23 protein-coding genes and 1 pseudogene are annotated in these 22,847 nt (G+C 71.6%); 13 read left to right on the top strand and 11 right to left on the bottom strand.

Annotated features, from left to right (window positions below; genetic code table 11):
* On the top strand, window positions 1–163 hold a 163-nt coding region (locus ACFWRT_RS21095), incomplete at its 5' end, for a transposase (RefSeq protein WP_380953015.1).
* A gap of 165 nt (window positions 164–328) precedes the next feature.
* Window positions 329–487: pseudogene (locus ACFWRT_RS21090) on the top strand (4-(cytidine 5'-diphospho)-2-C-methyl-D-erythritol kinase); the annotation flags it as partial.
* Window positions 488–507: 20 nt separating this feature from the next.
* Here ACFWRT_RS21090 and ACFWRT_RS21085 read toward each other — a convergent pair.
* The 3 genes from ACFWRT_RS21085 to ACFWRT_RS21075 all read right to left on the bottom strand — a co-directional run bounded on the left by ACFWRT_RS21085 (window position 508) and on the right by ACFWRT_RS21075 (window position 2,346).
* On the bottom strand, window positions 508–1,017 hold the full coding sequence (locus ACFWRT_RS21085) for a DinB family protein (protein ID WP_380952942.1): 510 nt from the start codon (window positions 1,015–1,017) through the stop codon (window positions 508–510).
* A 25-nt stretch (window positions 1,018–1,042) separates the two neighbouring features.
* Window positions 1,043–1,690 (bottom strand): class I SAM-dependent methyltransferase, encoded by a 648-nt coding sequence (locus ACFWRT_RS21080; RefSeq protein WP_380952943.1) that lies wholly within the window; start codon window positions 1,688–1,690, stop codon window positions 1,043–1,045.
* 113 nt (window positions 1,691–1,803) lie between these two features.
* Complete coding sequence (locus tag ACFWRT_RS21075; protein ID WP_380952944.1) at window positions 1,804–2,346, bottom strand: PASTA domain-containing protein; 543 nt, start codon at window positions 2,344–2,346, stop codon at window positions 1,804–1,806.
* A gap of 198 nt (window positions 2,347–2,544) precedes the next feature.
* On the opposite strand from ACFWRT_RS21075, the gene ACFWRT_RS21070 reads away from it, so the two are divergent.
* Window positions 2,545–3,891, top strand: a complete 1,347-nt coding sequence (locus ACFWRT_RS21070; protein ID WP_380952945.1) for an acyltransferase family protein — start codon at window positions 2,545–2,547, stop codon at window positions 3,889–3,891.
* A gap of 14 nt (window positions 3,892–3,905) precedes the next feature.
* On the opposite strand, the gene ACFWRT_RS21065 is transcribed toward ACFWRT_RS21070, so the two are convergent.
* The gene (locus ACFWRT_RS21065) at window positions 3,906–4,190 is read right to left on the bottom strand and encodes a type II toxin-antitoxin system Phd/YefM family antitoxin (protein ID WP_381121336.1); all 285 of its coding nucleotides are present in this window, start codon (window positions 4,188–4,190) and stop codon (window positions 3,906–3,908) included.
* A gap of 139 nt (window positions 4,191–4,329) precedes the next feature.
* Between ACFWRT_RS21065 and ACFWRT_RS21060 the strand changes: the two genes are divergently transcribed.
* From ACFWRT_RS21060 to ACFWRT_RS21045, 4 genes are all read left to right on the top strand, one after another.
* Window positions 4,330–6,162 carry an ABC-F family ATP-binding cassette domain-containing protein gene (locus tag ACFWRT_RS21060; RefSeq protein ID WP_380952947.1) on the top strand — a complete coding sequence of 611 codons (1,833 nt, stop codon included), beginning with the start codon at window positions 4,330–4,332 and terminating at the stop codon, window positions 6,160–6,162.
* Window positions 6,163–6,509: 347 nt separating this feature from the next.
* The gene (locus tag ACFWRT_RS21055) at window positions 6,510–8,495 is read left to right on the top strand and encodes an outer membrane protein assembly factor BamB family protein (RefSeq protein ID WP_380952948.1); all 1,986 of its coding nucleotides are present in this window, start codon (window positions 6,510–6,512) and stop codon (window positions 8,493–8,495) included.
* A gap of 85 nt (window positions 8,496–8,580) precedes the next feature.
* A complete protein-coding gene (locus ACFWRT_RS21050; protein WP_380952949.1) occupies window positions 8,581–10,566 on the top strand; it encodes an outer membrane protein assembly factor BamB family protein in 1,986 nt (661 codons plus the stop codon).
* A gap of 230 nt (window positions 10,567–10,796) precedes the next feature.
* A complete protein-coding gene (locus ACFWRT_RS21045) occupies window positions 10,797–11,507 on the top strand; it encodes a helix-turn-helix transcriptional regulator (protein WP_380952950.1) in 711 nt (236 codons plus the stop codon).
* A 36-nt stretch (window positions 11,508–11,543) separates the two neighbouring features.
* Here ACFWRT_RS21045 and ACFWRT_RS21040 read toward each other — a convergent pair whose 3' ends face one another.
* Together ACFWRT_RS21040 and ACFWRT_RS21035 are read right to left on the bottom strand one after the other, a co-directional pair.
* A complete protein-coding gene (locus ACFWRT_RS21040) occupies window positions 11,544–11,834 on the bottom strand; it encodes a hypothetical protein (RefSeq protein WP_380952951.1) in 291 nt (96 codons plus the stop codon).
* A gap of 24 nt (window positions 11,835–11,858) precedes the next feature.
* The gene (locus ACFWRT_RS21035; RefSeq protein ID WP_380952952.1) at window positions 11,859–13,529 is read right to left on the bottom strand and encodes a sodium:solute symporter family protein; all 1,671 of its coding nucleotides are present in this window, start codon (window positions 13,527–13,529) and stop codon (window positions 11,859–11,861) included.
* A gap of 249 nt (window positions 13,530–13,778) precedes the next feature.
* On the opposite strand from ACFWRT_RS21035, the gene galT reads away from it, so the two are divergent.
* Genes galT through galK form a run of 3 tightly spaced genes read left to right on the top strand, consistent with a single transcriptional unit; the run spans window position 13,779 to window position 16,968 of the window.
* On the top strand, window positions 13,779–14,822 hold the full coding sequence (gene galT / locus ACFWRT_RS21030) for a galactose-1-phosphate uridylyltransferase (RefSeq protein WP_380952953.1): 1,044 nt from the start codon (window positions 13,779–13,781) through the stop codon (window positions 14,820–14,822).
* Complete coding sequence (gene galE, locus ACFWRT_RS21025) at window positions 14,819–15,796, top strand: UDP-glucose 4-epimerase GalE (RefSeq protein WP_380952954.1); 978 nt, start codon at window positions 14,819–14,821, stop codon at window positions 15,794–15,796. The genes galT and galE overlap by 4 nt, the downstream gene beginning before the upstream one ends.
* Complete coding sequence (gene galK, locus ACFWRT_RS21020) at window positions 15,793–16,968, top strand: galactokinase (RefSeq protein WP_380952955.1); 1,176 nt, start codon at window positions 15,793–15,795, stop codon at window positions 16,966–16,968. The genes galE and galK overlap by 4 nt, the downstream gene beginning before the upstream one ends.
* 24 nt (window positions 16,969–16,992) lie before the next feature.
* Here galK and ACFWRT_RS21015 read toward each other — a convergent pair whose 3' ends face one another.
* On the bottom strand, window positions 16,993–17,433 hold the full coding sequence (locus ACFWRT_RS21015; protein ID WP_380952956.1) for a GNAT family N-acetyltransferase: 441 nt from the start codon (window positions 17,431–17,433) through the stop codon (window positions 16,993–16,995).
* Between the two features lie 282 nt (window positions 17,434–17,715).
* Between ACFWRT_RS21015 and ACFWRT_RS21010 the strand changes: the two genes are divergently transcribed.
* The gene (locus tag ACFWRT_RS21010; protein WP_380952957.1) at window positions 17,716–18,501 is read left to right on the top strand and encodes a LuxR C-terminal-related transcriptional regulator; all 786 of its coding nucleotides are present in this window, start codon (window positions 17,716–17,718) and stop codon (window positions 18,499–18,501) included.
* Here the strand turns inward: ACFWRT_RS21010 and ACFWRT_RS21005 are convergent.
* Window positions 18,460–18,957, bottom strand: coding sequence for a MarR family winged helix-turn-helix transcriptional regulator (locus tag ACFWRT_RS21005; protein ID WP_018515683.1), 498 nt, complete (start codon window positions 18,955–18,957; stop codon window positions 18,460–18,462). The genes ACFWRT_RS21010 and ACFWRT_RS21005 overlap by 42 nt on opposite strands.
* A gap of 89 nt (window positions 18,958–19,046) precedes the next feature.
* Here ACFWRT_RS21005 and ACFWRT_RS21000 point away from each other — a divergent pair, with 89 nt between their 5' ends.
* Window positions 19,047–19,892 (top strand): trans-aconitate 2-methyltransferase, encoded by an 846-nt coding sequence (locus ACFWRT_RS21000; RefSeq protein WP_380952958.1) that lies wholly within the window; start codon window positions 19,047–19,049, stop codon window positions 19,890–19,892.
* A gap of 16 nt (window positions 19,893–19,908) precedes the next feature.
* Window positions 19,909–20,289: a VOC family protein gene (locus ACFWRT_RS20995; RefSeq protein WP_380952959.1), complete on the top strand. Its 381-nt coding sequence runs from the start codon at window positions 19,909–19,911 to the stop codon at window positions 20,287–20,289.
* A 22-nt stretch (window positions 20,290–20,311) separates the two neighbouring features.
* Here ACFWRT_RS20995 and ACFWRT_RS20990 read toward each other — a convergent pair whose 3' ends face one another.
* The 3 genes from ACFWRT_RS20990 to ACFWRT_RS20980 form a co-directional block, all read right to left on the bottom strand.
* The gene (locus tag ACFWRT_RS20990) at window positions 20,312–20,914 is read right to left on the bottom strand and encodes a Uma2 family endonuclease (RefSeq protein ID WP_380952960.1); all 603 of its coding nucleotides are present in this window, start codon (window positions 20,912–20,914) and stop codon (window positions 20,312–20,314) included.
* 103 nt (window positions 20,915–21,017) lie between these two features.
* Entirely contained in the window at window positions 21,018–21,698 is a 681-nt protein-coding gene (locus tag ACFWRT_RS20985) for a TetR/AcrR family transcriptional regulator (protein ID WP_015609059.1), read from the bottom strand.
* Complete coding sequence (locus ACFWRT_RS20980; RefSeq protein ID WP_380952961.1) at window positions 21,695–22,699, bottom strand: acyl-CoA desaturase; 1,005 nt, start codon at window positions 22,697–22,699, stop codon at window positions 21,695–21,697. The genes ACFWRT_RS20985 and ACFWRT_RS20980 overlap by 4 nt, the downstream gene beginning before the upstream one ends.
* Window positions 22,700–22,847: the final 148 nt, after the last annotated feature.

The following is a 22,847-nucleotide window of genomic DNA, read 5'->3' as shown; positions in this document are numbered from 1 at the left end:
CGGACTGGGAACCTACCGCTGGGTCGTCGAACGCAGCTTCGCCTGGCTCCACGGCTTCAAACGCCTCCGCATCCGCTGGGAACGCCGAGCCGACATCCACGAAGCCTTCCTCAAACTCGCCTGCTGCCTCATCACCCACCGACAGATCAACTCATTGTGTTAGCCGCTGTAAGCCGGAATGGGGGCGGAGAGTAGGTCCGCACCTGAACCTTCAGGAAAATAGGTCACCCAGTTTTAATTCCTTCGTCTCGGGAGTTAAGGAAATCGGTAAAGTGTCGTAGTTGCGAGTTGCCATCCCAAATTTGAGGCAGCTGACTGCCCCTGGTGCGCCGCGCTGGTCTCCGGATCCGGGCCGACGACGGCGTTCCTGGTCGCGGACGAGCCGGCGGCCCGCAAGGTGGCCGACGCGCTGCTGGCATCCGGTACCTGCCGGAACGCGCGGGTGGCGCCGGCGCCCGCGCGGGGCGCGCACGTGGTGACGGCGTAAGTCTTCGGGGGACAGCCGGCTCAGCGGCCCGTCGAACCGTCGATCAGTTCGCGCAGGATGTCCGCGTGACCGGCGTGCCGGCCGGTCTCCTCGATCATGTGGGCGAGCGCCCACCGGACACTGGGCGCGGGCTTCCCGGGCTTCCCGGGCTTGCCCGACTCCGGCCGGGGGACCGGGGCGGCCAGGTCGGTGCACCCGTCGAGGACGGTGTTCGCGCGCTCGACCGCCGTACGGTAGCGGGCGACGACCTCGGCCACGCTGTCCGTCGGCGCCGCCGTGAACGTGGCCTGCCAGTCGGTGACCTGGTCCCCGAGGAAGATCGCGCGCTCGACGTACGTCAGGTGGTTGAGCAGGCCGAGCAGGTTCGTCCCCGAGCGCACGGCGGCCGTCCGGACCTCCGGTTCCGGGGCGCCGTCCACCTTCGCGGCGACCGAGGTCCGCAGGTAGTCGAGGAACCCGCGCAGGGTCTCGGCCTCGCTGCCGCCGGTCCGGGGCGGCGGGGTGTCACGGCGGCGGTCACGGGTGGCCATGGCGGGTCTCCAGGGTGCGGGCGGGTCAGGCGGTGCGGCGGACGACGATCAGGACGTGGTCGGTGACCTCGGCGGTGGTGCCGTCCGGGCCGGTCGCGATGCGGCGGGGCGCGTCGGCGCGCTCGACCGTCCAGGTGGCCGGGTCGAGCGCGATGCCTTCGGCGACCTCCTGCGGGCTCGGGTGGTGCACGTCGGGGTCCTGGTTCCAGGACCAGGGCGCGGTCGAACCGTGGTCGACGACCAGCAGCCGGCCGCCCGGCCGCAGCGCCTGGGCGGCCCGGCGCAGGACGACCGCCCGGTCCAGCTCGTGCGGGGTGTGCAGGTAGTGGGCGGTGACCAGGTCGAACCCGCCCTCGGGGCCGTCCGGGCTCTCCGGGAAGGTCGCGCCCAGGTCGTGCCGCTCGGCCGTGACCCGGTCGCCCAGGCCGAGCGAGCGGGCCAGGGTGGTGAGCCGCTCGACCGCCACGGCCGAGACGTCCACGGCGGTGACGCGCCACCCCTGGCGCGCGAGCCACAGGGTGTCGCCGCCCTCACCGCAGCCCAGCTCCAGCGCGTCGCCGGGCGGCAGGTCGGAGACCGTCTCGGTGAGCCGGACGTTCGGCCGGGGGTCGGTGGCGACGGGCCGGGCGGCGTACACGCCGTCCCAGGAGGCGGCGGCATCGGTGGTGGTCAACGGAGAGCTCCTTCGGCCGGGACGCGCGCGGCGGGGCGCGCTGTCGGGTACCCGCCCAGTGTGGTCACCGGCCGCCGGGATCCGCACGAGAAGTTGCCGTTCCGGCAAGCAGCTCAGGGTGTGGAGGCCGGGTCGTTCTTTTCGTACAGGTAGCCGTTGAAACTCGTCGTGCAGTCGCTGAAGTCCCGCGCGAGCTTGACGGTGACCGTGGTGGTGGCCGGGAGCGGGTCGCCGGGCCGGGGGCTGGTGTCGCAGATGTACCAGGCGCCGTGGTCCCGGGGAAGGGTGACGTCCTTGTGCTGGGCGGCGGTTTTCAGGCGTGCGGGAGACAGGTCCTGGCGGGCGAACTCCGTCCGCGCCTGCTCGTAGGTCCTGCTGTGCAGGGCGGGCATGACCGGATCGGGGGCGGGGGCGGTCGAGGCGGTGGCCGTGGGTGTGGGGGCGGGCATCTCCGTGGTGCCGGACGGGGACGACGGAGACGGCAACGGCGGGGCCGGGGCCTGGGACGGGGACGGGGATGACGACGGCGCCGACGACGACAGGGACGGAGCCGCGGTCACCGGTGCGCTGTCGTCGGTCGGCGCGCCACCCGAGCATCCGGCCAGGGCGAGCACGCCGACGAGGGCGCTGAGGGTGAGGCGGTGAGAGGTCCGCACGATAGGGGTACTCCGATCCGGTGGGGCGGCTCGGTCCGGTGGGCACGTGGACGGCCTGCGTGCTTGTCCTGCCCCTGTCTCCTCCCCGGTACGGAGGGGGCTCACTCGGCGCATCGGCGGCGCATCCCGCGTACTCAGGCGCCGAATTGAGTACCCGTACCCTCCCGTCGCACCCCCGTCCGCCGCGAACGTATGTCCATGGGATCACCAGTTCGCGTTCTCGCCGAGGCCACTCCCGCCACCCGGGACCGCTACGTCGACCTCCTCCGGGTCGCCTCGCTCGCCGCTGTCGTGCTCGGGCACTGGATGATGGCGGCGGTCACCCCGGACGGGGTCGGCAACCTGCTCGCCGTCGTCCCGGCGCTCCAGCCGCTGACCTGGCTGCTCCAGGTCATGCCGGTGTTCTTCTTCGTCGGCGGATTCGCGCACGCGCTGTCGTACCGCTCCCTCCTCCGCAAGCGCCCTGAAGGCTCCGCGGACTCCGTCTACGCGGCCTTCCTGCGGGCCCGGCTCCAGCGGCTGCTGCGCCCCACCATGGTCTTCGTCCTCGTCTGGGGTGCGGCCGCCCTCCTCGTCCAACTGCTCGGCGGAGGCGGCGGGCTGACCGGTGTCACCCTGCGGCTGGTGACCCAGCCGCTCTGGTTCATCGGGATCTACCTGGCGATGGTGGCGTTCACCCCGCCGCTGCTGAGGCTGCACGAGCGGTACGGCTGGGGCGCGTTCGCCGGTCTCGCGGGTGCGGCGGCGGCCGTGGACGTGCTGCGGTTCGCGGCCGGGGTCCCGTACGTCGAGTTCCTCAACTTCGCCTTCGTCTGGCTCGCGGTGCACCAGCTCGGCTTCCTGCGCGCCGACGGCCGCCTCGGCGTCGGCGCGGGCCTCGCCACACTCCGCCGCCCCGCGCTCCTTGCCGGGGGCGGCCTGGTCACCGCCGTGGCCCTGGTGGCGTTCGGGCCCTACCCGCTCTCCATGGTCGGGATGCCCGGCGAGAAGGTCAGCAACATGGCCCCGCCGACCCTCGCCCTGCTCTGCCACGGCCTCTGGCTGGTCGGCGCGGTCGAGCTGCTCCGCGCCCCCGCCGCCCGGCTGCTGGCCCGCCCGCGCGCCTGGCGCACGGTGGTGGCCGCCAACGGGGTGGCGATGACCGCGTTCCTCTGGCACCTCACGGCGATGCTCGGCGTGTACGGGGCGATGCTCGCCCTGGACGTCCCGCTCCCCGAACCCGCCACCGCCGCCTGGTGGGCCCAGACCCCGCTGCGCCTGGCCGCCGCGGCCGTTCTCACCGCGGCCCTGGTCGCCACCTTCCGCACCGTCGAGCGCCCGGCGCCCACGGCCCTCCGTACGGGCTCCGGCCCGCTGGCCGCCCTCGGCGCGACGCTCTGCCTCCTCGGCGTGCTCGGCCTCTCCTTGGTCGGCTTCGCCGGCCTGCTGGAGGGCCGCACGGCCCTGCTGATCGCGATCCCGGTCACCGCCCCGGCCGCCGTCGCGATGACGCTGTGCGGCTGGCTGCTGGTGGAGCGGGCGGGGCGGGGGACGGCCGTGCGGTAGGGCTCCACGGGCGGCTACCCGCCCGCCGCCCACCCCTCGGCAGCATCCCGTACGGTGCCGGTACCCCGTTCCAGCCGACCGATCGAAGCCAGCAGCCGACGTGCGTTCGCGGGGTCGCGGAGAAGGTGAAGGGTCTCCTTCAACGACGTGTACTCGGCCACGGGCATGATCACCACGGAGCCGTGTCTCCCGCGATCATCACGGAGCCGTGTCTCCCGCGTCACGGCAACCGCCTCCCCGCCCCTGCCCACCGCGTCCACGGTCCCGGCGCAATCCGCCAGGAATTCCTCACAGGTCATCGTCCGCATGGCCACCTCCCGGCTCACCGGCATCATCCCGCACACCGAGCCGCGGTCCGGACAGCACGCCCGTGCCACCGAGCCCCCTCCGCCGCGCCGTACCCTGGGAAGGTCGATCAACCCCCTGGGCAGGAGTGAAATGGCCGTCAATCTGGTCAATGTCGAGCAGGTCAGCAAGGTGTACGGCACCCGTGCCCTGCTCGACGGTGTATCCCTCGGGGTCTCCGAGGGCGACCGGATCGGTGTCGTCGGCCGCAACGGCGACGGCAAGACCACCCTCATCCGGATGCTCGCCAAGCTGGAGGACGCGGACACGGGCCGCGTCACCCACAACGGCGGGCTGCGGCTCGGTGTGCTCACGCAGCACGACTCGCTGGACCCGGCGAAGACCATCCGCCAGGAGGTCATCGGCGATCTCGCCGACCACGAGTGGGCGGGCAGCGCCAAGATCCGCGACGTGCTCACCGGGCTCTTCGGCGGTCTCGCCCTCCCCGGCTTCGAGCACGGGCTCGACACCGTCATCGCCCCGCTCTCCGGCGGTGAACGCCGTCGTATCGCGCTGGCGAAGCTCCTCATCGACGAGCAGGACCTGATCGTCCTGGACGAGCCCACCAACCACCTCGACGTCGAGGGCATCTCCTGGCTCGCCGGCCACCTGCGGACCCGGCGCTCGGCGCTCGTCTGCGTCACCCACGACCGGTGGTTCCTGGACCAGGTCTGCACCCGCATGTGGGACGTCCAGCGAGGCACCGTCCACGAGTACGAGGGCGGCTACAGCGACTACGTCTTCGCCCGCGCCGAGCGCGAGCGGATCGCCGCCACCGAGGAGTCCAAGCGGCAGAACCTCATGCGCAAGGAGCTGGCCTGGCTGCGCCGCGGCGCCCCCGCCCGTACGTCCAAGCCGCGCTACCGCATCGAGGCGGCCAACGAGCTGATCGCCGACGTGCCGCCGCCGCGCGACACCAGCGAGCTGATGAAGTTCGCCAACGCCCGCCTCGGCAAGACCGTCTTCGACCTGGAGGACGTGACCGTCCAGGCCGGGCCCAAGACCCTCCTCACCCACCTCACCTGGCAGCTCGGCCCCGGCGACCGCGTCGGCCTCGTCGGCGTCAACGGCGCGGGCAAGACCTCGCTGCTGCGCGCCCTGGCCGAGGCCGCCCGTACGCAGGGCGACGAGCAGCCCGCCGCCGGGAAGGTCGTCGTCGGCAAGACCGTCAAGCTCGCCTACCTCTCCCAGGAGGTCTCCGAGCTCAACCCGAACCTCCGCGTCCTGGAGGCCGTCCAGCAGGTCCGCGACCGGGTCGACCTCGGCAAGGGCCGCGAGATGACGGCGGGCCAGCTCTGCGAGCAGTTCGGCTTCACCAAGGAGAAGCAGTGGACGCCCGTCGGCGACCTCTCCGGCGGTGAGCGCCGCCGGCTCCAGATCCTGCGGCTGCTGATGGACGAGCCCAACGTCCTCTTCCTCGACGAGCCCACCAACGACCTGGACATCGAGACCCTGACCCAGTTGGAGGACCTCCTCGACGGCTGGCCCGGATCGATGATCGTGATCTCCCACGACCGGTTCTTCATCGAGCGGACCACGGACAAGGTCATGGCCCTCCTCGGCGACCGCGCCCTGCGCATGCTGCCGCGCGGCATCGACGAGTACCTGGAGCGCAGGCAGCGCATGGAGGAGGCCGTCACCCCCTCCGCCGCCCCCGCGCCCCGCTCGTCCGGAGCGGGAGCCGGAGCCCCCGCCGCCGCTCCGGCCCTCTCCGCGCAGGAGGCCCGCGCCGCGAAGAAGGAGCTCCAGAAGGTCGAGCGGCAGCTCGACAAGCTCTCGACCCGGGAGACCGCGCTGCACAAGCAGATCGCGGACAACGCCACCGACTTCGAGAAGGTCGCCGGGCTCGACGCCGAGCTTCGCGAACTCGTCACCGAGCGCGACGAGCTGGAGATGCGCTGGCTGGAACTGGCCGAGGACGCCTGAGAGCCCGCCCGCCGCGACGGACGCACCGTGCTCATGCGGTCGTCCGTCGGCGGGGCGGCGGCCGGTGGCTGAAGGCGATCGGGCCGGAGGTTCGTCCCCGGTGACTGGCCGTCATCTTCCGCCGGTCGTAACGAGGGCATCACGACCCGGTTCTCCCTTGGGAACAGGGGGCGGACCGATCCGGTGTTCGATGGCTGGTGGGTGGTACAAAGAAGCCCCGCTCGACTGTCGTGACACCGCGGAAGCCATGCCCGATTCGCTCCTTTCCGGGGGTGATTGAACCCTCCCTCCCGGAATCGCGGGGGAGACCGGATCGGGCACCGGCCCGCACGAAGGGGGACGTGCTGATGAGCCAGCCGCCCAGCCAGCAACCGCCGCAGGGGGGCTTCGGGGCTCCGCAGGAGCCGCCGCAGGGGACTCCTCAGCCGCCGCAGGACCAGCCGCAGCCGTCCTTGGCCAAGCAGCCGGAGCAGCCGCCGCAGGCCCCGGCGGCCGGTCAGCCCCAGCCCCCGGCCGGCCCGCCGCAGACGCCGCCGGCCCCGGGCGGCCCGGCGTACGGCTACCCGCAGACGCCCCCGGCTCCGCAGCCCGGGTACGGCTACCCCCAGGCGCCGGGCCAGGCGCCCGGCCCGTACGGTCATCAGGCCCCCGGCCAGGCGCCCGGCCCCTACAGTCAGCAGCCCTCCGGTCCGTACGGTCAGCAGCCCGGCCCCTACGGCCAGCCCGGCCCCGGCGGCTACGGCCAGCCTGCCCCCGGCCCCTACGGCCAGCCCACGCAGCCCGGTTACGGCTACCCGCAGCAGCAGTACCCCGGCGCCCCCGCCCCGGGCGGAACCGGCGGACCCGGCGGACCCGGCGGTCCCGGCAGCGGCGGCCCCTTCAAGGGGAAGACCGGTGTCCTCGCCGCGGCGGCCGTCGCCGTTGTCCTGCTCGTCGGCGCGGGCGCCTGGTACGTGGTGAGCGACAGCGGCGACGACCCCAAGAAGCCGGTCGCGGGCCCCAGCGGCGACGCCAAGGGGTCGGAGGCGCCCACCGCCTCCCCCTCCGTCGACGAGGGCGACGGCACCGGCGACGGCCGGGAGACGGACGACGACCTCAACGCCGGGCGCAAGCCGGGCGAGGCCAAGGTCGCCTGGCTCCAGAAGAACGAGGTCGACCTCCCGCGCGACGGCGACGAGATCCGTGGCCCCTGGTTCGTCGGCGACACGGTGGTCACGGCCCTGTACCGGGGGATCTCCGGCTACTCGGTCGCCGACGGCAAGAAGAAGTGGACCGTCGCGCTCCCCGCCGACATCTGCGCCGCCCCCAACACGGTCTCCCCCGACGGCAAGATCGTCATCGGCATCCAGAACGGCACCACGGACCGGTCCAAGTGCTCCGTGATGCAGATGATCGACCTCAACACCGGCAAGGCCGGCTGGAAGTCCGAGGTCAAGAAGAGCGGCGCCTTCGACCTGATCTCCGACATCGGCCTCGCCATCAGCGGGAACACGGTCACCGCCGGGCGGACCAGCTACTCCAGCGCCTACCGGGTCAGCGACGGCAAGCAGTTGTTCGGCACCCCCGACAGCAACTGCCGGACCTTCGCCTTCGCCGGCGGCCCGAAGCTGATCGCCGCCGCCAACTGCCGTAACGACGACGCCGACAACCCCCAGCACCAGTTGCAGGAGCTGGACCCGGCCACCGGCAAGGCCAAGTGGACCTACCAGCCGCCTCGCGGATGGGAGATCAAGAAGACGTACTCGGTGAGCCCGCTCGTGGTCTCGCTGGAGAACAGGAAGAAGAAGCAGTGGTCGGTGGCCGCGTTCACCGACAACGGCAAGCTCCGTTCCCAGCTGAGCCCGGCCAAGGGTGACCTGGTCACCGCCAACTGCGGCGGCCTGCTCTCCATCTTCGGCCAGCAGCTCGAAGGGTGCTCCGGCGTCGCCGCCGACGCCGACACCTTCTACATGGCCACCAAGACCGACACCACCGGCTCCGAGCGGACCAACAAGGTCGTCGCCTTCGACCTGGACACCGGCAAGCCCAAGTGGACGGTGGCCGCCCCGGCCGGGCGCACCGTGAGCCCGATCGGGATGGACGGCGGCAAGGTGCTGCTCTATGCGGAGCCCCGCTACGACAAGGCCGGCGCCATCCTCACCGTCCCGCCGACGGGCGGCTCCACCAGTGTCCTGCTCCAGCACCCGGAGGGGACCAACCGGATCGAGAACAGCCTCTTCGGGGGCATGAACACCGTGTACCGGGACGGCCGCTCCTTCCTCTTCCCCAAGCGCATCACCGGCCGCGACGACGGCGAGATGGAGCAGGCGACGGCGCTGGTGTTCTCCAAGTGACCGCTCACGACGGCATCCGAAGGCAGCCGGCCCCTCGCGGCCGGACGCGACCCCACCCCCACACATCCTCCGAGGTACGTACGCGATGACCCAGCCGCCGCAGCAGCCACCCAACGAGCCCCAGCCCCCGAACCAGCCCCCCGGGCAGCCCCCGGGCCAGCCGTCGAACCAGCCCCCGGGCCAGCCCCCGGCAGGACCGCCCGCAGGTCCTCCTGCCGGCCCGCCCTCCGGCGGATTCGGGGCCCCGCAGGACCCGCCGCCCGGTGGGTTCGGTGAGCCGACCCCGCCGCCCGCGGACCCCTTCGGCAAGCAGCCCCCTCCGGCCGGCCCGCCCGCCGGAGGCTACGGCACCCCGCAGCCCGGTTACCCGACCCCGCCGGCCCCGCAGCCCAACGGGTACGGCTACCCGCAGGCCCAGCAGCCCGGTTACGGCTACCCGCAGGGAGCCCCCGGCCAGCCGGGCCAGCCGGGCTACCCGGGCGGTCAGCCCGGCTACCCGGGCCAGCCCGGTCAGCCCGGCATGCCGCAGCAGGGCTACGGCTACCCCACCCAGCCGATGTACGGCGCCCCGCAGCCCGGCCCGGGCGGTGGCGGCCCCGGCGGTGGCAAGAAGTTCTCCACCCAGATGCAGATCATCGTCGCCGCGGCCGTCGCCGTGGTGCTGATCATCGGCGCGGCCGTCGTCTACACCTCCACCAAGGACGACGGCGACACGGGCGACCAGGCCTCCACCTCCGGCTCCACCGGTGGCGGCGAGGGCAAGGGCGGTGACGGCAAGGAGGGCGGCCTGGCCGGCGGCAGCGAGAAGGCCCCCGGCAACACCGGCTCCAAGGTCGCCTTCCAGCTCCCGCAGCCCGAGGTCACCGACGTCACCGCGGTCAAGGGCTCCTGGCTCACCGACAAGGCGTACGTGAAGTCCGGCGTCAACGAGGTCGTCGCGTACGACCGCGACAAGGGCACCAAGCTCTGGTCCGTGCCGGTCGCCGGCGAGGTCTGCGGCGCCTCCCCGCACATGACGAAGGACTTCAAGACGGCGATCCTCTTCAAGGAGGGCAAGCCGACCAAGGCGAAGAAGTACCCCGCGTGCAACCAGGTCGGCGCCGTCGACCTGGCCGCCGGCAAGCTGCTCTGGAGCAAGTCAGTCACCTCCGCCACCGGCGGCGACCGGCCGGTCCAGTTCGACGAGGTCACGCTCAGCGGCACCACCGTCGCCGCTGGCGGCACCTCGGGCGGCGCGGCCTTCAAGCTGGAGAACGGTGCCGAGCTCTGGAAGCCGAAGGTCAGCGCCGACCGCTGCTACGACACGGGGTACGGGGGCGGTGAAGCCCTCGCCGTGGTCCGCAAGTGCGGTTCGTACGACAGCCCGCAGCTCCAGATCCAGGCGCTGAACCCGGCGACCGGCGCACCCCTCTCCTCGTACCAGATGCCCGCCGGCGTCGACTACGCCTCCATCGTCTCCACCAAGCCGCTGGTGGTCGCGGCCAACGTCGGCGACACCGCCAACGACGGCAGCGCCATCTCCGACTTCTTCTCGATCGACGCGGCGACCGGCAAGCTGATCGTGCGGATCTCCGCCGACGCGGAGAAGTACGCGGCCCGCTGCGGCTCCACCGACGTCGAGAGCTGCCGTGCGGCGGTCGTCGGCAACAACCGGCTCTACCTGCCGACCGAGGACCACGACGGTACGAGCGAGTACGGCGACACCAACGAGGTCGTCGCCTTCGACCTCACCACCGGCAAGCTGCTCGGCGGCCGGGCCGACGCGGGGGACCGCTACAGCCTGACCCCGCTCCGGATGGACGGCACCAACGTCATCGCCTACAAGCGGCCTCCGTACGACAAGGGCGGCCAGATCGTCTCCATCGACGGGGAGACCTTCAAGCAGACGCTGCTGATGGAGAACCCGAGCGACGAGTCGGTACGGGACGCGGAGACCGCGTTCACCGCCGACCGCTCCGAAGTCCTCTACGGAGAGGGCCGCCTCTTCCTCGCGAAGCAGTTGATCAGCGAGCGCCGTGACAGCCAGGCGGACGAGAAGCTCTACCTCGCGGTGGGCTTCCGCACCGACTGACACCCCCAACCCGCCCATCGGCCCTGCCAGTTGATCGCTGGCTGGCAGGGCTGATCGTTTTCTGCCCCGCGTGCGGTCTCCAAGTGATCCTGAATCAAGCAGAATTCGGCACTCTGATCAGCTTCTCCCCCGTAAGGGGCACACAGCGCCGAACAAGCGTGTACGTTGCCGGGTCAGGGAGCCCGGGGGGCCGGTATCCAGGGCATACACGGGCACTTGGAGCTTGAACGATGAGCGTGCGGCTCATGGTGGTCGACGACCACCGCCTGCTCGCCGAGGCACTCGCCTCGGCGCTGAGACTGCGCGGGCACCGGGTGCTCGCGGCGGCCGCCCCGACGTCCGGGTCGGCGGAGCTGGTGGTCAGCCGGGCCCCGGAGGTCTGCCTCTTCGGTACGGCGTCGCCCGCCGCGCCGGGGGTCTTCGACCCGATCACGCGCATCGTCCAGGAGCGCCCGCAGGTGGCGGTGGTGGTCCTCGGGCCGGTGCCGAGCCCGCGCGGGATCGCCGCGGCCTTCGCGGCCGGGGCGGCGGGGTACGTCCGGCACGACGAGCGCATCGAGGGCGTCGAGCGGGCGATGCTGAAGGCGCGGGTGGGGGAGAGCGCCGTCGCCCCGCAGTTGCTGCACGGCGCCTTCGCCGAGCTGCTCAACCCGGCGGCCCAGCCCGACGACGAGGGCCGCCGCCTGCTCCAGATGCTGACCCCGCGCGAGGCGGAGGTCCTCGTCCGGGTCGCCGAGGGCGAGGACACCCGGCTGATCGCGGCCGGGATGCGGATCGCGCCGAGCACCGCCCGTACGCACGTCCAGCGGGTCCTGATGAAGCTGGGCGTCGGATCCCGGCTGGAGGCGGCCGCCCTCGCGGCCCGTACGGGACTGCTGGAGCGGGCGGCGGCGAACGGCGGGACGCGACAGGGGCCGTACGTTCCCGGACAGCGCGGGTGACGTACGGCCCCCGAGGGCGTCAGGGCAGGCGACGGGTCAGTCCGCGCCGGTCTCCTCGACCGGGGCGGCCGGCGCCTCCGCCGGGCGCAGCTTCATCCAGATGAGGAAGAACAGACCGAGCGCCAGCATCGCGAGGCCGGTCCACAGGTTGATGTGGACGCCCTCGGCCTTCTTCAGGTCGGCGTCGGACGGGCTGATCCCGGCGATGGTGACGATCACCCCGTAGACCACGAACAGGCCGCCGATGATCCGCCGGATGTCGAAGAGACGGGCCGCGGTCGCGGACTTGCGCTCCAGTTCGGAGACTTCCTTGTGCAGGTCGGACATGGTGGGTTCCTCCGATCGGAAGTATCAGAACGAGTACGGGACGTAGCACGCGGCGGCGAGCACGATCGCGCCCCAGCCGAGCAGCGCGGGCTTGCGGTACCAGGCCTTGTCGGCCTCCTCCAGCGCCTCGTCGGGGTCCGGGGACTCCGTCCCGTACACCAGACCGGCCAGCTCGGCCTCGGGCTTCGGCGCGGTGAAGAGCGTGACGACGACCATGACGACGGCCCCGGCGACGAACCCGACGATCGCGGAGACGAAGTTGGCGCCCTGGTCGGACGGGATGTCGATGACCCCGCCCTTGTAGATCCAGAAGTAGTTGACCATCGCGGCGCCGGTACCCGCGATCAGCCCCCAGACACCGGACTTCATGGAAGCCCGCTTCCAGAACATGCCGATGATGAAGACGACGAACATCGGGACGTTGAAGAACGAGAACAGCGTCTGCAGGTAGCTCATGATGTTGGAGAAGCTCGCCGCGATGAACGCCGTGCCGATCGAGGCCAGCACCCCGATCGCCGTGATCAGCCGGCCGAACTTCAGGTAGTACGTGTCCGGCTTGCCCTTCACCACGTACCGCTGCCAGATGTCCGTCGTGAACACCGTGTTGAACGAGGACACGTTGGCCGCCATGCCCGCCATGAACGCGGCGAGCAGACCGGTCACCGCGATGCCGAGCACCCCGTTGGGCAGCAGCTCCTGCATCAGCAGCGGGATCGCGTCGTTGTACGTGAGGTCCGAGTCCGGGGTGCCGATCTGCGGCACGATCACGGCCGCGACCAGACCCGGGATCATCACCGCGAAGACGATGAAGATCTTCGGGAAGGCGGCGATCAGCGGGGTGCGCTTGGCGGCGGAGAGGTTCTTCGCGGACAGGGCGCGCTGCACCTCGGCGAAGTTCGTCGTCCAGTAGCCGAAGGAGAGCACGAAGCCGAGCCCGAGGATGATCGTCAGCCAGTTGGCGCCGAGCGGGTTGGCGTCACCGATGCCGGTGCCGCCCCAGGCCGTCATGAAGTCGCCGCCGTGCTGCTTGGTCAGCGAGTCGCTCATGGCGTCCCAGCCGCCGACCCGCTTGAGGCCCAGCACGGTGATCGGGATCAGCGCGGCGAGGATGACGAAGAACTGGAGCACCTCGTTGTAGATCGCCGAGGAGAGGCCGCCGATGGTGATGTAGATCAGCACGAACAGGCCCGCGACGACGATCGCGACCCACTGCGGCCAGCCGAGGAGCGCCTCCACGACGATCGACAGGGCGTAGAGGTTGACGCCCGCGATGAGTATCGCCGCGAAGGCGAAGAGTATGGAGCTCAGCAGGTGGGCGGACCTGTCGAACCGCTGGAGCAGGAACTCCGGTACGGAGCGCACCTTGGAGCGGTAGTAGAACGGCATCATCACCAGGCCGAGGAAGACCATGGCGGGGATGGCGCCGATCCAGTACCAGTGGACCACCGCGACGCCGTACTGCGCGCCGGTCGCCGCCATGCCGAGGATCTCGGTGGCCCCGAGATTCGCCGCGACGAAGGCGAGACCGGTCACCCAGGCGGGCAGGGACCGTCCGGAGAGGAAGAAGTCGAGGCTCGTCTTCACACTCGCGCGGGCCGCGAAGCCGATGCCGAGGACGACGACGAAGTAGATCGCCAGGATGGCGTAGTCGAGCCCGTTCGTGGGGAGACGGAGCCCTTCGGCCAGTGTCTGCATGGGGGTACTCGCTTCGTTGCGCGAACTGAACCCGACGGAACTTACGCCTCTGTGTTCGTTAAATGAACAGGTTCGTTGGGCTTCTTTGTTCGATCGTGATCGAGTGCGGTGGAATGTCCGGGTATGCCGCACGGAAGTGTTGCGGACGATCTCTGTGAGTGGCGTACGGGCGTCGGCATTGACGAGGGTGTTCGCTTGTGATTTGTTATGTGCGTTTGTGTTGGTTGGGGGAACGGGTGGAGGACCCTGGTGAAGAAGACGGTTACGCGCCTGGCCGACGGCCGTGAGCTGATCTACTACGACTCCGCGGACGGCACCGTCCGCGACGCCGTCGACCGGCGCCCGCTGGACGCGGTGTCGACCTCGTCGGAGATCCGCCGCGACCCGCTCCTCGGCGACGCGGTCGCCGTCGCCTCGCACCGCCAGGCCCGCACCTACCACCCGCCGGCCGACTCCTGCCCGCTCTGCCCCACCCGGGACGGGCGCCTCAGCGAGATCCCCGACAGCCACTACGACGTGGCCGTCTTCGAGAACCGCTTCCCCTCCCTCGCCGGCGACTCCGGCCGCTGCGAGGTCGTCTGCTTCACCTCCGACCACGACGCGTCCTTCGCCGACCTCACCGAGGAGCAGGCCGCGCTCGTCCTCGCCGCCTGGACCGACCGCACCGCCGCGCTCTCCGCGCTCGACCAGGTCACCCAGGTCTTCTGCTTCGAGAACCGGGGCGCCGAGATCGGCGTCACCCTCGGCCACCCGCACGGCCAGATCTACGGCTACCCCTTCGTCACCCCCCGCACCGAGCTGATGCTCCGCTCGGCCGCCCGCCACCGCGAGGAGACCGGGGGCAACCTCTTCGACGACGTGGTCGCCCGCGAGGAGAAGGACGGCACCCGGGTCGTCCTCGCCACCGACCACTGGATCGCCTACGTCCCGTACGCGGCGCACTGGCCCTACGAGGTCCACCTGCACCCCCGCCGCCGCGTCCCCGACCTGCCCGCAATCGACGAGGCGGCGCGTACGGAGTTCCCACAGGTCTATCTGGAACTCTTGAGGCGCTTCGACCGGATCTTCGGGCCCGGCGAGCCGCCGACCCCGTACATCTCCGCCTGGCACCAGGCGCCGTTCGGGATCGACGGCCGGGACGAGTTCGCCCTGCACCTGGAGCTTTTCACCATTCGCCGGACCTCCGGCAAGCTGAAGTTCCTCGCGGGATCCGAGTCCGGCATGAGCGTGTTCATCAACGACGTGCCGCCGGAGGCCGCGGCCCAGCGACTGCGAGAGGTAGCGAGCGAATGAGTAGCGCGAAGAAGTACCTGGTCACCGGCGGGGCCGGATACGTCGGCAGCGTCGTCGCCCAGCACCTGCTGGAGGCCGGGCACGACGTGACCGTCCTGGACGACCTCTCCACCGGCTTCCGCGCCGGCGTCCCGGCCGGCGCCACCTTCATCGAGGGCCGCATCCAGGACGCCGCCCGCCACCTCGACCCCACCTACGACGGGGTCCTGCACTTCGCCGCGTACTCCCAGGTCGGCGAGTCCGTCGTGGACCCCGAGAAGTACTGGGTCAACAACGTCGGCGGCACCACCGCCCTCCTCGCCGCGATGCGCGAACACGGTGTGCGCACCCTCGTCTTCTCCTCCACCGCCGCCACCTACGGCGAACCGGTCTCCAGCCCCATCACCGAGACCGACCCCACCGCCCCCACCAGCCCGTACGGCGCCTCCAAGCTCGCCGTCGACCACATGATCAGCGGCGAGGCGACCGCCCACGGCCTGGCCGCCGTCTCGCTGCGCTACTTCAACGTGGCCGGGGCGTACGGCAGTTGCGGCGAACGCCACACCCCCGAGTCCCACCTCATCCCACTCGTCCTCCACGTGGCCCTGGGCAGGCGCGAGTCGATCTCCGTCTACGGCGACGACTACCCCACCCCCGACGGCACCTGCGTCCGCGACTACATCCACGTCGCCGACCTCGCCGAGGCCCACCTCCTCGCCCTGGACGCGGCCGCCCCCGGCGAGCACCTCATCTGCAACCTCGGCAACGGCAACGGCTTCTCGGTCCGCGAGGTCATCGAGACCGTCCGCAAGGTCACCGGCCACGCGATCCCGGAGACCCCCGCCCCGCGCCGAGGCGGCGACCCGGCCGTCCTCGTCGCCTCCGCCGCCACCGCCGTCGAACGCCTCGGCTGGCAGCCGTCCCGCGCCGACCTGGCCGGAATCGTCGCCGACGCCTGGGAGTTCGCCCGCCGAGAGGAGACCACCACCCCATGAACGGGACCACCACACCGTCGGAACCCGCCGCCACCTTCACCGAGCTGTACGGGGGTGAACCCCACGGCATATGGGCGGCACCCGGACGGGTGAACCTCATCGGCGAGTACACCGACTTCAACGACGGCTTCGTCATGCCGCTCGCCCTCCCGCACACCGCCGTCGCCGCCGTCTCCCCGCGCACCGACGGCGTCCTGCGGCTGCACTCCTCCGACGTACCCGGAGGCGTCGTCTCGCTCCGCGTCGAGGAGCTGGCCCCGGGCTCCGGCCACGGCTGGGCCGCCTACCCGGCGGGCGTGGTCTGGGCGCTGCGCGAGGCCGGCCACCCGGTCACCGGCGCCGACATCGCGCTGACCTCCACCGTCCCCACCGGCGCCGGGCTCTCCTCCTCCGCCGCCCTGGAGACCGTCACGGCGCTCGCACTCAACGACCTGTTCGGCCTCGGCCTGACCGGTCCCGAACTGGCCGTCATCGGCCGCCGCGCCGAGAACGACTTCGTCGGCGTGCCCTGCGGGATCATGGACCAGATGGCCTCGGCCTGCTGCACCGAGGGCCACGCCCTGCACCTGGACACCCGCGACCTCACCCTGCGCCAGGTCCCCTTCGACCTGGCCTCCCAGGGGCTGACGCTCCTGGTCGTCGACACCCGGGTCAAGCACGCCCTCGGCGACGGGGCGTACGCGGAGCGCCGGGCCGGCTGCGAGGAGGGCGCCCGGCTCCTCGGGATACCCACCCTGCGCGACCTCCCGTACGACGGTCTCGACGCGGCCCTGGCCACGCTCGCGGACGCCGGGGCGGACGAGTCCGTGATCCGGTACGTCACCCACGTCGTCGGCGACAACCGCCGGGTCGAGCAGGTCATCGCCCTGCTGGACGCGGGCGAGGTGCGGGCGGCGGGCCCGGTCCTGGACGAGGGTCACCGCTCGCTCCGCGACGATCTGCGGGTCTCCTGCCCCGAGTTGGACCTCGCGGTCGCGGCGGCGGGGGAGGCCGGGGCGCTCGGGGCGCGCATGACCGGCGGCGGCTTCGGCGGCTCGGCGATCGTGCTGGTGGAGGCGGCGGAGGCCGACGCGGTGGCGGAGGCCGTCACGAAGGCGTTCGCCGGGGCGGGGCACGCGGCGCCGGGCATCTTCGCCGCGATCCCCTCGGCGGGGGCACGCCGCCTGAGCTGAACCGGCCTTACGCGGCAGGGCTGTTCAGAGCCGCTTGGTGAGGATGAACTCGGTGACGCCGGGCGGGTAATCCTCGACCCGGCCGATCTCCTCGTACCCCTGCTTCCGGTAGAAGTCCGGGGCCTGGAAGTCCCAGGTCTCCAGCCGGGAGCGGGTGCAGGCCCGCTCCGTGCGGGCCACCCGCTCGGCCTCGGCGAGGAGTCGCGAGCCGAGGCCGGCGGAGCGGTGGCGGGCGTCGACCCAGAGCAGGTCGACATGGAGCCAGTACGCCCAGGTCCGCCCGGTCAGCCCGCCGGCGACCGTGCCCTGCTCGTCCAACGCCCACACCTCCAGCGGGACTTCGTGCTCGGCGGAGGTGGAGAGCAGGGCGCGCAGACCGGCCGAGGCCGCGACGTTGTCCTCCTGGAGACGCTTGCTCAGCAGGCGGTGACGTTCTTTGTCCACTTCTGCCTCAAGACGGAACATGAACCCCACCCTAAACACCTCGTAGGCCGCCCCGGCCCACCAGTTCCGCGAATCGCCTTCCCCCTCCGGCCCCCGCCCGTACGCTGATCCCAGCACCGGTGGGGGCCGGTGCCGGATCAGGGGGCGAGAGAGTCGGGTACGGCGCCCGGAGCGGGGCGGCAGGCGGTGCATACGACGGCGGTCGGAGCACCGGAGGCCGCCGGTGAAGGCAGGCCACGGGCCCGCCGGATGTTCCGGACGCCGTACCCGCGGCTGTCCGCCCCCGCTGATGGGGGTCTCTCTGTGGCTCGAATCCGGGTTCTGGTGGTCGACGACCACCGCATCTTCGCCGAATCGCTCGCGGCGGCCCTCGCGGCCGAACCGGACGTGGACGTGGCGGCGGCGGGCAGCGGCCCGGCCGCGCTGCGCGCCCTGGAGCGCGCGGCCGCCGAGGCGCGCCCGTACGACGTGATCCTGGTCGACGCCGAGCTCGGCGTCCTGGCGCACGGCGGCGGCGCCCCTGTGCTCCCCGTGCCCCGGCCGGAGGAGCCGGGGGCCGTCGACGGCATCTCGCTGGTCGCCCAGGTCCGCGCCGCCCGGCCCGGCGTGCGCTCGGTGGTGCTCGCGGAGAAGGACGACCCGCGGTGCGCCGCCCGGGCGCTCCAGGCGGGGGCCTCGGGGTGGGTGGCGAAGGACTGCTCGCTGCAGCGGCTGCTCACGGTCGTCCGGGGCGTGCTGCGCGACGAGACGCATCTGCCGCCCGCCCTGCTGACCGGGGTGCTGCGGGAGCTGACGGCGACCCGTAAGCACCGCACCGAGAGCGAGGCGCTGGTGGAGTCGCTGACGCCGCGCGAGCGCGAGGTGCTGCGCTGCATGGTGGCGGGTCTGGGCAGGAAGGCGGTGGCGGAGCGGCTGTTCCTCTCCCCGCACACGGTCCGTACGCACATGCAGAACGTGCTGGGCAAGCTCGGGGTGCACTCGACGCTGGCCGCCGTGGCGCTCGCCCGCCGGGCCGGGGTCGGCCCGGCGGAGCCCGTAACGGTCCGGCTAGCCGGGGATGTTGTCGAACGGGGCAGTCAACTGGCGTAGCAGTCCGGCCAGTTCGCCGCGCTGACGGCGGGAGAGCTCGCCGAGGATGGCCCGCTCCTGGTCGAGGAGCCCGGCCAGCGACTGGTCGGCCTTGTCGCGCCCCTCGGCGGTCAGCCGGACCAGGACACCGCGCCGGTCGCTGGGGTCGGGAAGCCGCTCGACCAGGTTCTTCTTGGTGAGCCGGTCGATCCGGTTGGTCATCGTGCCCGAGGTGACCAGGGTCTGGGTCAGCAGTTGCCCGGGGGAGAGCTGGTACGGAGGGCCGGCCCGGCGCAGCGAGGTGAGCACGTCGAACTCCCACGGCTCCAGGTGGTGCTCGGCGAACGCTATGCGGCGGGCCCGGTCGAGGTGGCGTGCCAGGCGGGAGACACGACTGAGCACCTCGAGCGGTTCCACGTCGAGGTCGGGGCGCTCTCGGCGCCATGCTGCGACCAGTCGGTCGACCTCGTCCTCCATGTGGATCAGTGTAGAGGGTCTGTCGACATGAAGTCTCTTGAATTCAAGTGTCTTGACATCAAGATATAGCGGGCGTGATCCTGTTCCCCATGACACCGAAGACGCCGCCCACGCCCTCCACGTCGCCCACGCCGCCCACGACCGACCCCACCTGGGATCCCCAGCAGTACCTGCGCCACGCCGACCACCGCACCCGCCCCTTCCAGGACCTCCTGGCCCGGATCGGCGACCTCCCCGGCCACCCCGCGCCCCGCATCGCCGACCTCGGCTGCGGCGCCGGCAACGTCACCGCCCTCCTCGCCGACCGCTGGCCGCAGGCCCGTATCACCGGCTACGACACCTCCCCGCAGATGCTCGCCGAGGCCGCCGCCCACGCCCGCCCGCCCCTCCTCGACTTCGCCGAGGCCGACGCCGCCACCTGGACGCCCACCGAGACGTACGGCCTGATCGTCTCCACCTCCGCGCTCCAGTGGATCCCCGGCCACGCCGCCTACTTCCCCCGCTGGATCGACGCCCTCGCCCCCGGCGGCACCTTCGCCTTCCAGGCCCCCGGCAACTTCACCGCCCCCAGCCACACCCTCCTGGCCCAGCTCCGCGCATCCGACCGCTGGCGCCCCCGCCTCCACGGCACCGGCGACCGCACGGCCTCGGTCCTGGAGCCCGCGGACTACCTCACCCGCCTCCGCGACCTGGGCTGCACGGCGGACGTCTGGGAGACCACCTACCTCCAGACCCTGCACGGCGACGACGCCGTCCTCGACTGGGTCAAGGGCACCGCCCTGCGCCCCGTCCTCACCGCGCTGGCCGACGACCCCGAGGCCCGCGACGCGTTCGTCACCGAATACCGCGACCTGCTGCGCGAGGCGTACCCGCCGGGCCCGTACGGCACGGTCTTCCCGTTCCGCCGCATCTTCGCCGTAGCCCGCAAGCCGTAGCCCGCAAGGAGAAGTCATGACCGCTCAGGTAGGCCTCGCCGCCGTCGACCACGTCCAGCTCGCCGCCCCACCCGGCTCCGAGGACGCCCTGCGCGCCTTCTACGCCGACGCCCTGGGCATGACCGAGATCCCGAAACCCCCGGTGCTGGCCGCCCGCGGCGGCTGCTGGTTCGCCGTCGGCCCCGTCCAGCTCCACCTGGGCATCGAGCCGGACTTCCACCCCGCGAAGAAGGCCCACCCGGGCCTGCGCGTCACCGGGATCGTGGAGTACGCGGCCCGCCTGGAGGCCCACGGCGTCCGCACGGAATGGGACGACAACCTCCCCGGCCACCGCCGCTTCTACGCCCACGACCCGGCGGGCAACCGCCTGGAGTTCCTGGAGCCGGACGCGGCTTGAGGCGTCCCACAGCTCTACAGATCTAGAGCTCCTTGAGCGCGTCCGCCGAGATGTCGATGTCCACGGGGAACGGCACGCCCGTCTTCAGCCGGTCGTGATGGATCCCGGTCAGCGCGTACGCCTTCGTCACCGGGTCCAGCTCGTAGACCCGCACCACGGGGTGCTGGTCGCTGCCCGTCATCTCCACCAGCCAGAAGTGCGGGATGCCGGCGGTCGCGTACTTGTGCGGCTTGGCCTCACGGTCGCGGGCCTCGGAGTCGGGGGAGACGACTTCGACGGCGAGGACGACGTCGGCGGCCTTGAAATGCGTCTGCTCAAGGCCGGCGGTGGCGGAAGCACTGACGATGGACACATCGGGCTCCGGACCGTTGCGCCGGTCCAGGACCACCGTCATCTCGCGCTCCACCTTCACATCGGCCGGAGCGATACTGCGCAGGCCATTCACCAACAGGTCGATCGTCTTTTGGTGAAAGCGTCGCTGCGGACTCACGAAAACCAGGCTCCCGTCGATCAGCTCTGTGTGCGGCGGGAGATCGGGCAGCGTGAACAGATCGTCCACGGTGTATCCGTCCTGCGGGGGCACCGGCCAGCGGGAGCTGTGCGCGGTGGTCGGCTCGGCGGTCATGGTTCCTCCCATGGACGGGAATCTGTGCCCTGCCGACCACACTACGGCGGGAAATCCGCAGCCGTCATCACAACGGGTGACGACGTGCGGAAGGGGTACGCGGTCAGCTCTTCCGGTGCCCTATCAGCCGCGGCTTCGACTCCAGGTTCTCCAGGCCGTGCCAGCACAGGTTCACCAGGTGCGCCGCGACCTCCGCCTTCTTCGGCTTGCGGACGTCCAGCCACCACTGGCCGGTCAGGGCAACCATCCCCACCAGCGCCTGCGCGTACAGCGGCGCCAGCTTCGGGTCGAAGCCGCGGGCCTTGAACTCCAGGCCCAGGATGTCCTCCACCTGCGTGGCGATATCGCTGATCAGGGAGGCGAACGTGCCCGTCGACTGCGCCACCGGGGAGTCCCGGACCAGGATCCGGAAACCGTCCGTGTACGACTCGATGTAGTCCAGCAGCGCGAACGCCGCCTGCTCCAGCAGCTCCCGCGGGTGGCCCGCCGTGAGCGCCCCCTGCACCATGTCCAGCAGCCGGCGCATCTCGCGGTCGACCACCACCGCGTACAGGCCCTCCTTGCCGCCGAAGTGCTCGTACACCACCGGCTTGGAGACCCCGGCGCGGGCCGCGATCTCCTCCACCGACGTGCCCTCGAACCCCTTGTCGGCGAAGAGGGCCCGGCCGATGTCCAGCAACTGCTCGCGGCGCTCCTTGCCGGTCATCCGGACCCGCCGGGCCCGCCGGGAGGCGGTGGGTCTGCTCTTCTCGCTGCTGCCGTCGGTCGCCACGTCGTCAATCATGCCGGGTCGGCCGGTACGGGCGTGCGCCGGGCATCGACACGGGCCGCGTCCGGCCACCGCACGTTCGACGCCCACCCGAGCTGCTCGAACCAGCGGATCAGCCGGGCGCTGGAGTCGATCTGCCCCCGCATCACCCCGTGCCGCGCGCTCGTCGGGTCCGCGTGGTGCAGGTTGTGCCACGACTCGCCGCACGACAGCACCGCCAGCCACCACACGTTCCCCGAACGGTCACGGGACTTGAAGGGGCGCTTGCCGACCGCGTGGCAGATCGAGTTGATCGACCACGTCACGTGGTGCAGCAGCGCGACCCGTACCAGCGAACCCCAGAAGAACGCCGTCGCCGCACCCCACCACGACATCGTCACCAGACCGCCCACCAGCGGCGGGATCGCCAGCGAGACGATCGTGAAGGTGAGGAAGTGGCGAGAGATCGCCCGGATCGCCGGGTCCTTGATCAGATCGGGGGCGTACTTCTGCTGCGGGGTCTGCTCCTCGTCGAACATCCACGCGATGTGCGCCCACCACAGGCCCTTCATCAGGGCCGGCAGACTCTCCCCGAACCGCCACGGCGAATGCGGGTCACCCTCCGCGTCCGAGAACTTGTGGTGCTTGCGGTGATCGGCCACCCACCGCACCAGGGGCCCCTCCACCGCCAGCGAACCCATCACGGCCAGCGCGATCCGCAGCGGACGCTTCGCCTTGAACGAACCGTGCGTGAAGTACCGGTGGAAACCGATCGTGATGCCGTGGCAGCCGATGAAGTACATCGCCACCATCAGCCCGATGTCCAGCCAGCTCACCCCCCACCCCCACGCCAGCGGCACCGCCCCCACCAAGGCCACGAACGGCACCACGATGAACGCCAGCAGCGCGAACTGCTCGATCGACCGCTTCTTGTCCCCGCCCAGCGTGCCGGGCGGAAGAGGGGAGGAGGTGGCCGAGGCGGAGGCGGCGGAAGCGGAGGGGCCGGACTCGTCGATCACATCGGGCGTGGACGGCATAGGGGAGTCCCCAGGAGGGTGAGGAAGTGGCGCTCGGACGGCCATGGCTACGGTTCCGTAACCTACGGCTTGGTAAGTATGGCAGTGACGGGGCCCACAACACGAGAACCCGGTCCAGCCCGTCGTACGCGGTAGTCCGCCTGCCCGA

Origin of the sequence: Streptomyces cyaneofuscatus (assembly GCF_042718795.1) — a bacterium.
In the GTDB taxonomy this organism is placed as follows: Bacteria; Actinomycetota; Actinomycetes; order Streptomycetales; family Streptomycetaceae; genus Streptomyces; species Streptomyces cyaneofuscatus_A.
Note: the sequence above shows the minus strand (reverse complement) of the source record. Positions and strands in the feature narration are given on the sequence as shown.